The organism is Streptomyces spiramyceticus (genome assembly GCF_028807635.1).
In the GTDB taxonomy this organism is placed as follows: Bacteria; Actinomycetota; Actinomycetes; order Streptomycetales; family Streptomycetaceae; genus Streptomyces; species Streptomyces spiramyceticus.
On sequence record NZ_JARBAX010000002.1, the window covers coordinates 1,773,303 to 1,785,569 of the forward strand.

Here is a 12,267-nt window from a genome sequence, read left to right on the forward strand (position 1 = left end):
GGCGCGTCACGCGCTGAAGGGGGAAACGTGGGAGATCTTGCCGCCGTACCGAAAGAACCACGGCATTCATGGCAGGCCGCCCACGATTCGTCAGTTGCCTTCGATCAGGTCGACCGGCAGCTGCTCCGGCTCGTCCAGGAAGAGGGCCGGGTCAAGCTCAGCGAGCTGGGCCGAAGGGTCCGGTTGAGCCCCGCCGCCGTCACCGAGCGGCTGCGCCGGCTGGAAGCGTCCGGGGCGATCACTGGCTACGGGGCGCGGGTGGACCCGGTCCGGCTCGGCTACGGCATCCAGGCTTTCATCAGGGTCAGTCCGCACGGCGGTTACAACCTGAAGCACCCCAGGACCCTGGAGCTGATGGCACGCCCGGAGATCGCCGAGGTCCACCACGTGGTGGGCGAGGACTGCTGGATCATCAAGGTGGCCGTCACCGACACGATCCACCTGGAGGAGATCCTGGAGCAGGTTTCGGCGCTCGGCCGCACGACCACCTCGATCATCCTGTCGTCGCCGGTCGGCGGCAAGGACGGAAAGCCGCTCCTGCCGCATCAGCCCGCCTGACCTGGATACATTCCGCCGCACCCGCACCCGCACCCGCACCCGCACCCACCGACTGCAGGCCGCCCACGCACATCGACCACCGACCTGACTGCCCGGCTCTACGCCGAGGGCCGTGGGAGACGCCTGCCCCGCCGAGGTGCTCGGACTTGGATCTGCGTGTCATCAACAGGTCGGCGGTGAGGGCGCTGTGCAGGACGGCGACCACGGTGTCGGTGAGGGCGTCTCCGGTCGTCGCATGAGACCCCCATCACCGGACGTTCCCCTTCCAGGGGGACTTGCTCGACCCTGCCGGGTCGCGCGGCGATGTACTGGTACAGGTGGCGGGGCCGCCGACCGCGGTGCCACCGGGGGCACGGCGGTCGCCCGGCTGCTGTCGGGCGGTCTCTGCCTGGCGTGTGCGGTGGCGCGCCAGGCGGTTTCCACACGGACAACCGGTCCGGAAGCGGCAAGCAACTGGCGCGCAACCCAACGTTCGGCTGTCGGCCCGGCTTCCGTCGCGGTGACCCCTGACCGCGCGGATGGTTGCCACCATCCTGAAGCGGTATGCGGCCGTGCAGCAACTCCGTTCGCAGGGCCGGTCGTTACGTGCATCAGCCGTGATCTGAACCTGGACTACTACGCGGTCCGCCGCTATGCCCGCACTCCCGACGTTCGGCAGCTGCTGGTCAAGGTCACCCACCGGCGCACGAAGCTCGACGACCACAAAAGGTATCTCTACCAGCGGTACAGCGAAGGCTGCCGCAATGCCTCCCAGCTCTTCCGCGAGGTCCGTGACCAGGGCCTTTAGCGGGGACCGCAGCACGGTCAACGCCTGCATCCGGCAGTTGAAGCAGGGCACCGTCCCGCCGCCACTGCCATGGACACCGCCCAAGCTCCGCCGGGCACCGAGGTGGATTACGACCGACCCAGCCTTCCTGAGGTCGGGCGAGATGCAAGGACTCAAGGAGATCCGTGCCGTCTGTCCCGAACGCGACGCCACAGTCCGGCACGTCCGTGATTTCGCCGCCCTCATGCACGAGCGGCGAGGCGATGGCCTTCCGGCCTGGATCGAGCAGGTCCGCAGCCACAACCTGCCCCACCTTCACCAGTTCGCCGACGGCCTTGAACGCGACAAGGACGCGGTCATCGCAGGGCTCTCCAGTCACTGGAGCTCCGGCCAGGTTGTGAAGGCAGGTCACCAGGGCCAAACTCCTCAAACGGGCTGGCTACGGCCGAGCCAACCTCGACCTCCTCCGCATCAGAATCCTCCTCAGAAACTGAACCTGCATCATCACAAGATCAGCGCCAGAGCCCGTTCAGACGTACGCGGCTGGGGAGCTGAGAACGTACGCCGACACCCTGACGCCAACAAGAGTCTTCTACAGTCGCCGATCTAACGGGTATTGGAGCTTTGGACAATGCCCGGTAGTCCAGTGACCTTTCGGCAGGTGGGGCGAAGTCTGTCTCGATCACCCGTACTTGATCCAGAGGGCAATCCCGCCGATCACGCTCATACTCGTCAGCCACTTGGACCCGATCCACGGATCTCTCTGGGAATAGCTTCCCCAGACAATGGCTGCGATGAGCGAGGCTCAGCCGATCCCGTAGACCGCCCATCCGAGACCGCCGTCGGCCCGGTCCATCAGGGCAGCAGCAGCGACTACGGAGATCGCCGCTGCACAGCGCATGACTATTTCCGCGCTCGGCGTCTCTTTGGTCGTTAGACAGTTCCCCATGCTCCCCATTCCTGCAAACGTTCGGTGGGGCCTCAGACGTACGCCTGACGCCCCACCAGGTATATCAGCGCCCTGCGTAGACCCGGTCCCACGCGGGGAAGTCCGCGGGCATCGCCCGCCACTTGATGCCACTGTCCACCAGATAGCGGCGCACATGTGAACCGGCTCCTGAACGTGCTCACGCCGCGGGCCGAGTACTCCCGCGAGATGTTTCGCGTCATCCTGTGGGAGGCGGCCATCGCTGCCGCAGCCTTCACCGCCGAGTCGACCCCACAGGATGCCGCAGTACCCCAAGCACGAGCACAGCGGCCGGCACTCCCCCGCCGCGGTCCACTTGCTTTATGGGACGCCTCGCCCACAGATGGGCGCATTGGGCTTCGATTTTACAATTGATGATGATATGGGCCTGTCCAATGTTCCGCGCTCGAACGGAGAACGCCCCACATGCGCATCCGCAAGCTCCTGACCGTAACCGCCATGGCTGCCGCAGCAGTCCTCGGCAGCATTGGCCCAGCCACCGCCGAGGATGAAGAGAACAGAGGCAGCATCGTTCAATCCGCTTCCGGGAATGACCAGCCAGAGCATGTCGGACATGAAATGCCGAGCTCGTTGCCTGAGCAAAACTCGAGGATTTCCAACCCCGGCGTGAATCGAATCGGGGGCATTTCCGACCAACGCGAGATTCCGGCCGCAGAGAGTCCTGACCAAGACGCAGCCGGAGGCCTACTCAGCAGGCTGATCGGCTGAGCGAATGGCGCGGAGCTCTGACCGGCGCCCGGCACACCCTTGATGTTTGTGGAGCGCCGACAGGGCCCGCGACGATGCATCGTCAGATGCCAACCACGGCCAAGCGGGCGCCGTCATCGCACGCGGCCTGCGTTCGCCACGCGGGTTGCCGCAGAGTCAGCGGTCGACATAGCCCTCGCGGAGGGGGCCGCCTGTCAGGTCCAGCACATGGATGACTGAGGCCGCCAACGGTCCCGGGTCAGCGTGCCTGGCGAGGGCTAGATGTCGAGTAGCTTCTGGCCGAGGACGGCATCAGCGGCTCTCAGGCGTCGAGATCGTCCAAGAGGTCCGTGAGCAGGGCTCGTTGGGCTTCGCATTCGCGACTGGTCAGGGGATCTGGTCCTGCTGCCAACAGGGCCTTCGCCTCCCGGCGAAGTTCCTCGACATGGCCGTCCGGGTCGTAGAGAACGATGGATTCAGCGAAGAGAAAGAGAGCCGTTGCCCGGCGCGTGGTGCGGCTTTCTGCGAAGGCCGTCCGCAGGTCGGCACGGCTGTTGAGGAAGACTTCAGCCAGACGCTCATCGTGACGAAGCACCTCACGACGTCTCGTCCCGTGATCAGGGAGGAGGACCGTGACATCGAGGTCGCTGCTGGGAGTGGACTGGCCTCGTGCAGCGGATCCGCCCAGCACCGCGCCGATCGCCTCTGGATACCGCGCAGCAACAAGTCGGCTGGCTTCACGAACGTCTTCGACTGTCTGCTCGACGCGGTGAATCTCGTCTTCTGCATGGGACTGCGGCTGGGAAGTCATGTCTGGCATCGTTCCAGGTCAGGATGGGACTTCGTCCAGCTTTCGGTGCGAGGATGCTTGCGGGTCAGCTGCCAGGTCAGCTGGTGGCTGAGGCTTGCTCGGCGGCTCGGGCCCGGGTGGTGGCGAGCCGGTAGGACTCGGTGCCGGTCTCGAGGATGTTGCCGCCGAAGGTGAGCCGGTCCACGATGGCCGCGCACAGCCGCGGGTCAGTGAAGGTCTTGGTCCAGCCTCCGAACGATTCGTTCGAGGCGATGGCGACGGTGTTCTTCTCCTCCCGCTCGGTCAGAACCTGGAACAGCAGCTCGGCGCCCCGACGGTCCAGTTCCATATAGCCCAATTCATCGATGCAGAGGAGATCGACACGGCCGTAGCGGGCGATGGTCTTTGTCAGCTGCTTCTCGTCCGCGGCCTCGACCAGCTCGTTGACCAGTTTCGTGGCGAGTGTGTAGCGGACCCGGAAGCAGGCCATGGCGGCCTCGGTTCCCAGCGCGATCAGCAGGTGGGACTTGCCGGTGCCCGAGTCGCCGATCAGGCAGAGCGGCAGGCCCTTTTGACCCATTCGCAAGTGGCGAGCGCTGCCCTGCCAGATGTTGTCCGGACAGAAGGCGAAGTGCTCGGCCGCGACCAGGAGCGCCTCATGCTCGTTCGCCGGTGGCGCGGCGACGCTGAGGTGCAGCGTGGAAAAGCCGACCGCGACGACACGGGGCGCCGAACCGGCGTTCCCAACTGCGGGCGACCGCGGAGAACTTCGCTGTGTCGTTTTCGTAGTTGCAGGGTCCGGCCCAGCCCGCGGCCGTCAGCGCCTCGGCACCGGACGCTGCGGCGACCAGCCCCAGACGTGTCTGTCGGCGGTCGGCGAGGAACGCCTGCGCGAACTCGGCGGCCAGTTGATCGGGGCTCGTTGCCGTCTCCCGACTGGACGCGAGGCCGGGCCAGGTCTGTCCGAAGGGGGCCGTGACGGCGAGGCGCCGGTTGGTGTCGAGCATGTCGTCGTCTTACGGGGCTGCTGCCGTTGTCCGCTCGGCGACTGCGGTCGACGTGGATCGTCGGGCGACTGTCCGAGGGCATCAACCCGGAGGCTGTCGCCTCGGCTGCCGGCATGACGTCGCCAGCAGGATTGGCTCCTTACCACCGCTGGGTGCCCCCGAGATCCCCGACTCCAAGGTCGGTCAGCTGCTGACCCTGCTCGACCGTTCCGGCCTCCCCCAACAGCCTTCGGCCACGTTCTGCTCGTGAAGCACCGCTGGCGCGGATAGGTCCCGCCCGGCGGCAAGTTGAGCCGGGTGAGACGCCGCGGGCCGCCGCGGCCCGTGAACTCGTCGAGGAGACCGGTCTGCAGGGTGAGCTGCTGACCGTGCCGGCGGCCGTCTCCGTCCGCTCCTACCGTGCCGACTGGTCGCCGACGCTGGGCTGTCCTACGCTGGGCCTGTCCTACGCCGCCGTCATGGATCGTGATGTGCCGCTCGGCGGGGAGAAGGGCCAGCCGTCGGCGTGGATCGATCTGGACGAGGAGTGGGAGAGTGCGTTCCCCGTGGACCGCGACCGCATCCGGGGCCACGTGCGCCGACTGGCGGCCGGACGCTCGATCGGGGCGCACTGAGACACGCCACCGGGTCCCGGTCAGATGATCGTGTCGATCTGGGCGAGCGTGTCGCCGGTCATGGTCACGAGCTGCAGCTCGTGAAGGAAACGAACACACACCGGCGCCAGTCCGGGCTCCGCCGTGAACTCCTCCTTGCTCAGGCGCCCCCTCATCTTCGTCGTCGAGTTCGACCGCGTCCGGATCGCGCAACGGTCGTAGGCCGCCGCCGGCTGGGGTGGAGGCGGCGAAGTTGTAGCGGCCCAGGACGTTGAGGTTCCGCTGCTTGAGCGGGGACAGACGGGCGATGTCCTCGTCGAATCTCGTGGCCCTCGGCCCGCAGCTGGGCGATGGCGGCGTCGATGTACCGCGTGGTCCAGAGCACCACGGCGTTGAGGACCAGGCCGAGCGAGCCGAGCTGGTCCTCCACCCCGTCCCGGTACGCCTGGTGGATGGTGCCGCGCTTGCCGTGGCACACGTTCCGGGCCAGCTTGTGCCGCGACTCCTGCACGGTCAGCTGCCGGTTCATCTGGCGGCGGTAGGTGTCAACCGGGTCGACGATACGGAGCAGGTGCTCGGCCAGTCGTTGCGGCCTACCCAGGTGGCCAGGGAGAACAGGGACGTTCTTCGCCGTCGAAGCAACTGCAGGTGTAGGAATCGCCGCTGCGGCCCCGGCGTCGGCTGGCCGAGCGGGTGACTTCCTCACCCCGCCGGGAGCTGGTTGTTGTCAGATCGACTGCAGTAGGTCGGCCAGCGGTGTTCGCGCCGCGTCCGCTGCGGGACGTGACAGGAACAGCGTGGTGTGGAAGTAGCCGTCCGTCTCTTTGCCGCGCGGGTCTTCGCCGGCCGCGGTGACCGCCTGGATTGCGTACTGCTGCTCCTGTGCGCTGGTGAAGCGGCGCTGGGGGAAGGTGTGGTCGGCCGCCTTCTCGGTGATGAGCCCGTACAGCTTGAGGCAGTCGGCGATGGGCTGGTAAGAGCCGGTGCGCAGCACGAACGCGGCGACCCAAACCGGGCCGGGGATGCTGTCCAGGAGGGGCTGGAAGGTGCGCGGGGAGAGGAAGCTGGTTCCGCCGGTGACAGTGATCAGGCGGGTGTGGCGGGCGGCGTGGCGCAGGGCCGTGCTGGCGGGCGCGGTTTCCAGGTTCTCGGCGAACGCCTCGTCCAGCAGGCCGACGGCGCGTGCGTAGGAGACGGCGTGGGGAGCGGCGTCGAGCCCGATGACGCGGACCGGGGCCGGGCGGCGGTGGGCCGCGTAGAACTCCCGGTCCCACTGGATCAGCTCGGCGGTGGACAGGGCGGTGGCCTGCGCGGATGTGTAGTGGGCGTAGAGGTCGTCGAAGGCGAGGTCGTGGTTGAGCAGGGCGGCGTTGATGCCGTACGAGCAGCAGATGTCCAGCACCGTTGCCGGACCTTCGGAGTCCTTTGAGGATTCGCAAAAGGTGAGCATGCGGCGGAAGGGGCCCTGCGCATGGTGTGGACTCTGGTACTCCAAGGGACCCAGCGCTCGGAAGTACGCGCGCGGATCCGGCTGGTTGTAGATGTCGTCGAACGAGGTCATGCCCCCGCCAGCGGAGACAGTCCCCTCCGGGGAGTCGTGAACCGCAGGTGCTCCTGAGCCTTTCGACTCTCCAGGGGGCATCGCAATGTCCTTTCCCACGATCCGGCACCACCTTGCGAGTCAGTCGCCTCGCAGCATTCTGCCGCGCGGCGAACCGCCTCGTCAGCGACGCAGGGAGATACTTCCGGTGTGTTCGAAGCCGAGCCTATTGGCGTGAGCTGCACTCTGCCGCCCGTGACACGGGGGTCCGGCAGGCAAGGCGGGCTGCGGCTGCTCTCAACCGGCAACTCGTCGAGGTGGAGTACCTGACCTGGGCCTTCGCCGAGGACAGAGACGAGGCCGCCAACCGGCTGCGATCCTCGAAAGAGGAGCGCTTGAGCAGGTGGCAGCCCCGCCACTTGCGGAGACGGTCAGGCGACCGCTTTCGAGGCAAGGACTACAGCGACCACTGCGAGCTCGGTGCATCCAACGCCGGATGGTCTGCAGGTGCTGCTGGCCCACCCAAACGACACGGTCGCCGAACTACTGAGGTTCGAAACAGCCCAGCATGGTGTCAGCGCTTGGGCGTACCTCCTTCTCGCGGCAGTGGCCTACTGCCCTGAGACCACTTCGCCGCCTACCAGCTCGACGCGCACGGCAACCCGCTCGGCGACCCGCACCGCTTTCATTACGACCTGTCGGGCACCGCGAACCATCGGGACGCACAGATCCGGCACGCCATCGCCCGCGGCAAAGGGCGCCTGACCGGCGTGTTCGGCCTGTGCGCGTGAGTGCGGGGCGCGCGTCGGGGCCTGGCGTCAGGGGAGTCGGCCGCAGAGGTGGGCTGCCTGTAGGGCGAGCCATACCTCGGTCAGGTCGGCCGTGGCTGACAGGTTTTTGCCGCTGAGAGCGGCGAAGCGGCGCAGGCGGTAGAGCAGGGTGTTGGGGTGGATGTGTAGGGCGTGCGCCGCCTCCTCGGTGGAGCGGTCCCGCTCCAGCCAGGTCAGCGCCGAGAGAACCAGCGCGCTGCCGTGCTCGGCGTCGTACCGCAGCGCCGCGCCGAGTACCTGGTCCACCAGGCCGTGCAGGACGGACGGGTCGTCGTGCAGCCAGCGTTCCGTCATGTCGTCGCTGAACACCGTCATTGACTCGCCCGAGGTGCCCGCCCGCCGCAGCGCCAGAACGGCTTCGCGCCGGGCGAGGCCCAAGGGGCCGCCGGGGGCGAAGGGGCGTGAGACGCCGGCCCGGGTGCGCGGTACTGCCGCGAGGGCAAAGCGGGCGTCCGCGGAGTCCGCGAGGAGTACGTACAGGCCCTCATGCCGGCGCAGCACGAGGTGCGGTACGGGCGAGTCGTCCAGGGACTGCACCACCGCGGCGTCGTCCAGCGGGCCGTCGTCCGCTCCGTCGAGTACGGCGAGGAGGACGGCCGTGTCCGCTGCGAACCCGAGGCGGGTGAGGTGCCGGCGGGCGGTTTCCGGGTCCAGGACGTCCTGGAGAAGTTCCGCCAGCGTCTCCGCCCCGTGGCGGCGCAGCGTCTCACGCTCGTGACGCACCATGGACACCTGCAGTGCCGCGACGGTCGCGATGTGCTGAACGACGCCGAGGCCGGCCGGTTCCACGCCCTCGCCTCGCCGGTCGCCCTGCCGTTCCAGCGCCAGCAGGTATCCGGCGGGCCGGCCGGGCGCGGGTACGGGCAGGACGTAGCCGCCGGGGACGGTCGGGGCCGGGTCGGCCGAGTCGGGCAGCAGCGCCGCGTGCCGCGCAGGGGGTATGGGCACGCCGGGCAGCAGGGGACCTCCGGCGGGCGTGCACAGGTAGAGCGCGTACCCGGACAGCCGCTCCAGCCTCCGGAAGAGTTCCACGGCGGTGAGGTCTTCAGCGGCGAGCCAGCGCAGGGCGCCGAAGACCTGCAACTGTGTGCCCAACTGCCGCCGGGCGCCGGCCTGCAGGGCGGCGGCCACCTCCTGCGCCACGGCGATGAAGGGCACCTGCAAGGGCAACTCCAGTACGGGCAGGGACCGTTCGTCCGCCGTCGCCAGGAACTCCTGGCGCAGCGGCGGCACATGCAGGCGGGCGGAGAGGGCGAGCGCGGACACGCCCGCGTCGGCCAGTCGCTCGACGTAGGCGCGCTGCCGGACGGCGGTCCGGGGAACCGCGATCCCCGTCGTCATGATCAGCTCCGCGCCCAGGAGCCACGGGGTGGGGTCCTCCAGCTCGCTCACATGCGCCCATGACACGGGCCGGTGCAGGCCGTCCTCACCGGCCAGAACCCGGAGTTGGAGGGCGGGGGAACGCACGAGGTCGTCGACCCGCAGGGCCGCTGTCGGTGCTGTCATCGCGCACATGCTGCATCGTGGCGGCGCACAAAGGAAGGGGTCGAGTTTGAGCGCCGCACAATTGCCGCTCCACTGACGGCGAGCGCACACTCGGGCCTTCAGTTCCGGGCTGTGATGTCCCGGAGCGAACGACAACGGGAGGGTCCATGGCGGTCCGGACTGTCCAGCGCTCAAATGCCGAACACAGCGGCGCGGATGTCATCGAAAGCCTCTCCATCCAACACGTTCCCTTCGCCGAGCGGCACGGCAGACTGTGGAAGCAGGGCCCCTTCTGGTTCCAGGGGAACTTCCAGCCCTTCACCCTCTCGCTCGGGTTTATCGGCCCCGGGCTCGGCCTGTCCGTCGGATGGACGGTGCTGGCCAGCGCGCTGGGGCTGGCGGTGGGTACGTTCTTCATGGCGTTCCACGCCAGTCAGGGCCCGCAGCTGGGGCTGCCGCAGATGATTCAGTCCCGGGGCCAGTTCGGCTACCGGGGAGTGATCGTTCCCCTGGCGGCGACGCTGTTCACCTTCGTCGGCTTCAACGTCGTCGACACCATCATCATCGGCAACGGGCTGAACGCGGTGTTCGGCTGGGACGTTACCGCGGTCGGGATCGGCATCACCGTCATCGCGGTGGTCCTGGCGGTGTACGGGCACGACTGGCTGCACCGGGCGTTCCAGGTGCTGTTCTGGTGCTCGGCCCCCTGCTGGCTGCTACTGTCGACCGGCATCCTCACCGGCCGGGTCACCGGCACGGCCGACGCTGCGGCGGACGCCGGCGGCTTCACGCTGGTCGCGTTCATGGTGCAGTTCACCGCCGCTGCCGGATACAACATCTCGTACGCGCCGTACGTCTCCGACTACTCGCGCTACCTGCCCCGCGACACCCCGACGCCGCGCATCGTCGCCTCCGTCTTCGGCGGCGCCGCGGGTTCGCCGATGTGGCTCATCCCCATCGGCGCCTGGATGGCCGCCACCCTCGGTGTGAGCGACCCGCTGGCCGGCACGCTGGAAGCCGGGGACCAGGTGGTGGGCGGCCTGGGCGCCGTTCTGACCCTGCTGTCGGTGCTCGCGCTGGTGGCCACCATGGGGCTCAACGCCTACAGCGGCATGCTCACGGTCCTCACCGGGATCGACTCGGTCCGCCCGCTGCGCCCCGGTCGGCGGGCCAGGGTTCTGACCGTCTGCGGTCTCGCCGTCGTCTGGTGCGGCGTGGGCCTCGGCGTCTCGGCGGACTTCTCCACCGCACTGGGCAACGCCCTGCTGCTCATGCTGTACCTGCTGATCCCGTGGACCGCTGTGAACCTGGTCGACTACTTCTTCGTCCGGCGCGGCCACTACGCCATCACCCACCTCTTGCGACCCGACGGCATCTACGGCGCCTGGGCGTGGCGCGGCCTGCTGGCCTACGGCGTCGGTCTGCTCCTGATGGCGCCGTTCATGGTGGTGGGCCCCTTCACCGGACCCGTCGCGGAGGCGCTCGGCGGGATCGACGTGGCCTTCGTGGTCGGGCTGTCCGTCTCCGGGGTCCTGTACTACGGGCTGACCCGCGGGATGGACCTCTCCGCGGAGGAGCCCGCGGTGGCCGCCAGCGAGCGTGAACTCGCCGAGCAGGAACCGGCGCCCGCCGACACCGGCCCGGCGCCCGCCGACACCGGCCCCACCGTGGACGGCTTCCCGGCGGTGGACCGGTGAGCGCCGGTGGAGGGAGGAGCGCCGGCGCCGAAGCCGAGGTGCGGGCCGCCGCTGCCGGCCTGGTGGCCGCCTTCGCCGCCCACGACACGGGCCGCTATTTCGCCGCCTTCGCCGAGGACGCCACGTTCGTCCTCCCCACGCAGCCCCGGATCCTGGCCGACCGAGCCGCGTACGAGACCGCGTGGCGGGCTTGGGAGGCGGTCGGGTTCCGGGTGCTGGGCTGCCGTACGGACGACACCGAAGTACGCGTCGTCGCCGAGGGTCTGGCAGTGCTGACCCACCGGGTGCGCACCCGCCTGGCCGTGAAGGACGACGCCGACGGCGAGGAACTGCGGGAACGGGAGACCGTCGTTTTCCGGCGGTCCCCGGACGGGCGCTGGCTCGTCGTCCACGAACACCTCTCGCCCGAGCCGTGACCGGCTCCCCGGAGCTCCTCGGCCCCGTGCACCGCAACACCACCAACAAGAGGAAGGACAGTCATGAGACGCACAGCACGCAGCGGACGCACGGCCCGGACCTGGATCGCCGCGGCGGTGATGGCACTCGGCGCGCTGCTGGCCACCGGCCCCGGCGCGGCCTCGGCCACTGACGGCCCGATGGACCTGCTCCCCGCCCTCGAACCGCTCCAGCGGGAGCTCGCGGACAACGACCTGGTCCGTGAGCCCGACACCGGCATCACCTGGCTCCGCTTCACCGGCGCGCCCGCGAACCTCGGCTCCGGCGCCCTCCACGTCACCGGGCGGCGTACCAAGGAGGAGGCCGCGGCCGCTACTCCGGGCAACAACGTGATCCCCGCGTACCAGCGGATCAGCCGATCCGACGGCTCGTCGTACGAGGTGCCCGTCGGGCTGATGACGTACCACGACGAGCACAAGCACTTCCACATGGACGGCATCTCCCGCTACCGGCTCATCAACGCCGGAGGCCAGGTGGTGCGTGAGTCGCCGAAGGTGGCGTTCTGCCTGGTCGACCTGGAGGTCGCCGACTCCACGCTGCCTGGCTCCCCCGTCAACCCCGTCTACAACTCCTGCTCGCACAACGCCAACACGACGACCTTGACGATGGGCATCTCCGTCGGCTGGGCGGACGTCTACGCCAAGGAGCTGGGCGGCCAGTCCTTCGACGTCAGTGCACTGATGAATCTGCCGCCGCAGGAGTACACGCTGGAGATGACGACGAACCCGCTGGGCATCCTGCACGAGTCCAACCGGACCGCCCCCCGGACGACGTCGGTGAAGGTCACGATCGGCCAGGGAGTACCGGTGGGCGTCGGCGGCCCGCGCCCAGGCGTCTGACCGAAGCCGCCGCGGCGGCGCCGGTGGGGTA

At 68.7% G+C, this 12,267-nt stretch carries 12 protein-coding genes and 4 pseudogenes; 7 read left to right on the plus strand and 9 right to left on the minus strand.

Features of this window, described 5'->3' with window-relative positions:
• Positions 1–27 precede the first annotated feature (27 nt).
• Positions 28–558: an Lrp/AsnC family transcriptional regulator gene (locus tag PXH83_RS31610; RefSeq protein ID WP_274564982.1), complete on the plus strand. Its 531-nt coding sequence runs from the start codon at positions 28–30 to the stop codon at positions 556–558.
• A 499-nt stretch (positions 559–1,057) separates the two neighbouring features.
• Positions 1,058–1,345, plus strand: coding sequence for a hypothetical protein (locus tag PXH83_RS31615; RefSeq protein ID WP_274564983.1), 288 nt, complete (start codon positions 1,058–1,060; stop codon positions 1,343–1,345).
• A 784-nt stretch (positions 1,346–2,129) separates the two neighbouring features.
• On the opposite strand, the gene PXH83_RS31620 is transcribed toward PXH83_RS31615, so the two are convergent.
• Positions 2,130–2,273: a hypothetical protein gene (locus PXH83_RS31620; RefSeq protein WP_274564984.1), complete on the minus strand. Its 144-nt coding sequence runs from the start codon at positions 2,271–2,273 to the stop codon at positions 2,130–2,132.
• Positions 2,274–2,717: 444 nt separating this feature from the next.
• Between PXH83_RS31620 and PXH83_RS31625 the strand changes: the two genes are divergently transcribed.
• Positions 2,718–3,020 carry a hypothetical protein gene (locus PXH83_RS31625; RefSeq protein ID WP_274564986.1) on the plus strand — a complete coding sequence of 101 codons (303 nt, stop codon included), beginning with the start codon at positions 2,718–2,720 and terminating at the stop codon, positions 3,018–3,020.
• A 301-nt stretch (positions 3,021–3,321) separates the two neighbouring features.
• On the opposite strand, the gene PXH83_RS31630 is transcribed toward PXH83_RS31625, so the two are convergent.
• The 4 genes and pseudogenes from PXH83_RS31630 to PXH83_RS31640 form a co-directional block, all read right to left on the minus strand.
• Entirely contained in the window at positions 3,322–3,810 is a 489-nt protein-coding gene (locus PXH83_RS31630; RefSeq protein WP_274564988.1) for a nucleotidyltransferase domain-containing protein, read from the minus strand.
• 76 nt (positions 3,811–3,886) lie between these two features.
• Positions 3,887–4,383 (minus strand): annotated as a pseudogene (locus PXH83_RS31635) (ATP-binding protein); the annotation flags it as partial.
• Between the two features lie 55 nt (positions 4,384–4,438).
• Positions 4,439–4,486 (minus strand): annotated as a pseudogene (locus tag PXH83_RS32395) (hypothetical protein); the annotation flags it as partial.
• A gap of 88 nt (positions 4,487–4,574) precedes the next feature.
• Positions 4,575–4,796, minus strand: a pseudogene (locus PXH83_RS31640) (DUF4253 domain-containing protein); the annotation flags it as partial.
• Positions 4,797–5,143: 347 nt separating this feature from the next.
• Between PXH83_RS31640 and PXH83_RS31645 the strand changes: the two are divergent.
• Complete coding sequence (locus PXH83_RS31645) at positions 5,144–5,410, plus strand: hypothetical protein (RefSeq protein ID WP_274565227.1); 267 nt, start codon at positions 5,144–5,146, stop codon at positions 5,408–5,410.
• Between the two features lie 20 nt (positions 5,411–5,430).
• On the opposite strand, the gene PXH83_RS31650 is transcribed toward PXH83_RS31645, so the two are convergent.
• From PXH83_RS31650 to PXH83_RS31665, 4 genes and pseudogenes are all read right to left on the minus strand, one after another.
• On the minus strand, positions 5,431–5,565 hold the full coding sequence (locus tag PXH83_RS31650) for a hypothetical protein (protein ID WP_274564989.1): 135 nt from the start codon (positions 5,563–5,565) through the stop codon (positions 5,431–5,433).
• 7 nt (positions 5,566–5,572) lie between these two features.
• Positions 5,573–5,963, minus strand: a pseudogene (locus PXH83_RS31655) (Tn3 family transposase); the annotation flags it as partial.
• A 153-nt stretch (positions 5,964–6,116) separates the two neighbouring features.
• Positions 6,117–6,950 carry a hypothetical protein gene (locus tag PXH83_RS31660; RefSeq protein ID WP_274564990.1) on the minus strand — a complete coding sequence of 278 codons (834 nt, stop codon included), beginning with the start codon at positions 6,948–6,950 and terminating at the stop codon, positions 6,117–6,119.
• Positions 6,951–7,747: 797 nt separating this feature from the next.
• Positions 7,748–9,265, minus strand: coding sequence for a PucR family transcriptional regulator (locus PXH83_RS31665; RefSeq protein ID WP_274564992.1), 1,518 nt, complete (start codon positions 9,263–9,265; stop codon positions 7,748–7,750).
• A 146-nt stretch (positions 9,266–9,411) separates the two neighbouring features.
• On the opposite strand from PXH83_RS31665, the gene PXH83_RS31670 reads away from it, so the two are divergent.
• The 3 genes from PXH83_RS31670 (at position 9,412) to PXH83_RS31680 (ending at position 12,236) form a co-directional block, all read left to right on the plus strand.
• Positions 9,412–10,941, plus strand: a complete 1,530-nt coding sequence (locus PXH83_RS31670) for a purine-cytosine permease family protein (RefSeq protein WP_274564994.1) — start codon at positions 9,412–9,414, stop codon at positions 10,939–10,941.
• Positions 10,938–11,357 carry a YybH family protein gene (locus PXH83_RS31675; RefSeq protein ID WP_274564996.1) on the plus strand — a complete coding sequence of 140 codons (420 nt, stop codon included), beginning with the start codon at positions 10,938–10,940 and terminating at the stop codon, positions 11,355–11,357. The genes PXH83_RS31670 and PXH83_RS31675 overlap by 4 nt, the downstream gene beginning before the upstream one ends.
• Positions 11,358–11,420: 63 nt before the next feature.
• Complete coding sequence (locus tag PXH83_RS31680; protein WP_274564997.1) at positions 11,421–12,236, plus strand: lysyl oxidase family protein; 816 nt, start codon at positions 11,421–11,423, stop codon at positions 12,234–12,236.
• Positions 12,237–12,267: the final 31 nt, after the last annotated feature.

What these genes read in the sequence shown, in the direction of transcription:
- PXH83_RS31630 (WP_274564988.1), bottom strand. Translation starts at nt 3,810, where the DNA reads ATGACTTCCCAGCCGCAGTCCCATGCAGAAGACGAGATTCACCGCGTC.
- PXH83_RS31650 (WP_274564989.1), bottom strand. Translation starts at nt 5,565, where the DNA reads ATGAGGGGGCGCCTGAGCAAGGAGGAGTTCACGGCGGAGCCCGGACTG.
- PXH83_RS31620 (WP_274564984.1), bottom strand. Translation starts at nt 2,273, where the DNA reads ATGGGGAACTGTCTAACGACCAAAGAGACGCCGAGCGCGGAAATAGTC.
- PXH83_RS31670 (WP_274564994.1), top strand. Translation starts at nt 9,412, where the DNA reads ATGGCGGTCCGGACTGTCCAGCGCTCAAATGCCGAACACAGCGGCGCG.
- PXH83_RS31680 (WP_274564997.1), top strand. Translation starts at nt 11,421, where the DNA reads ATGAGACGCACAGCACGCAGCGGACGCACGGCCCGGACCTGGATCGCC.
- PXH83_RS31660 (WP_274564990.1), bottom strand. Translation starts at nt 6,950, where the DNA reads ATGACCTCGTTCGACGACATCTACAACCAGCCGGATCCGCGCGCGTAC.
- PXH83_RS31625 (WP_274564986.1), top strand. Translation starts at nt 2,718, where the DNA reads ATGCGCATCCGCAAGCTCCTGACCGTAACCGCCATGGCTGCCGCAGCA.
- PXH83_RS31665 (WP_274564992.1), bottom strand. Translation starts at nt 9,265, where the DNA reads ATGACAGCACCGACAGCGGCCCTGCGGGTCGACGACCTCGTGCGTTCC.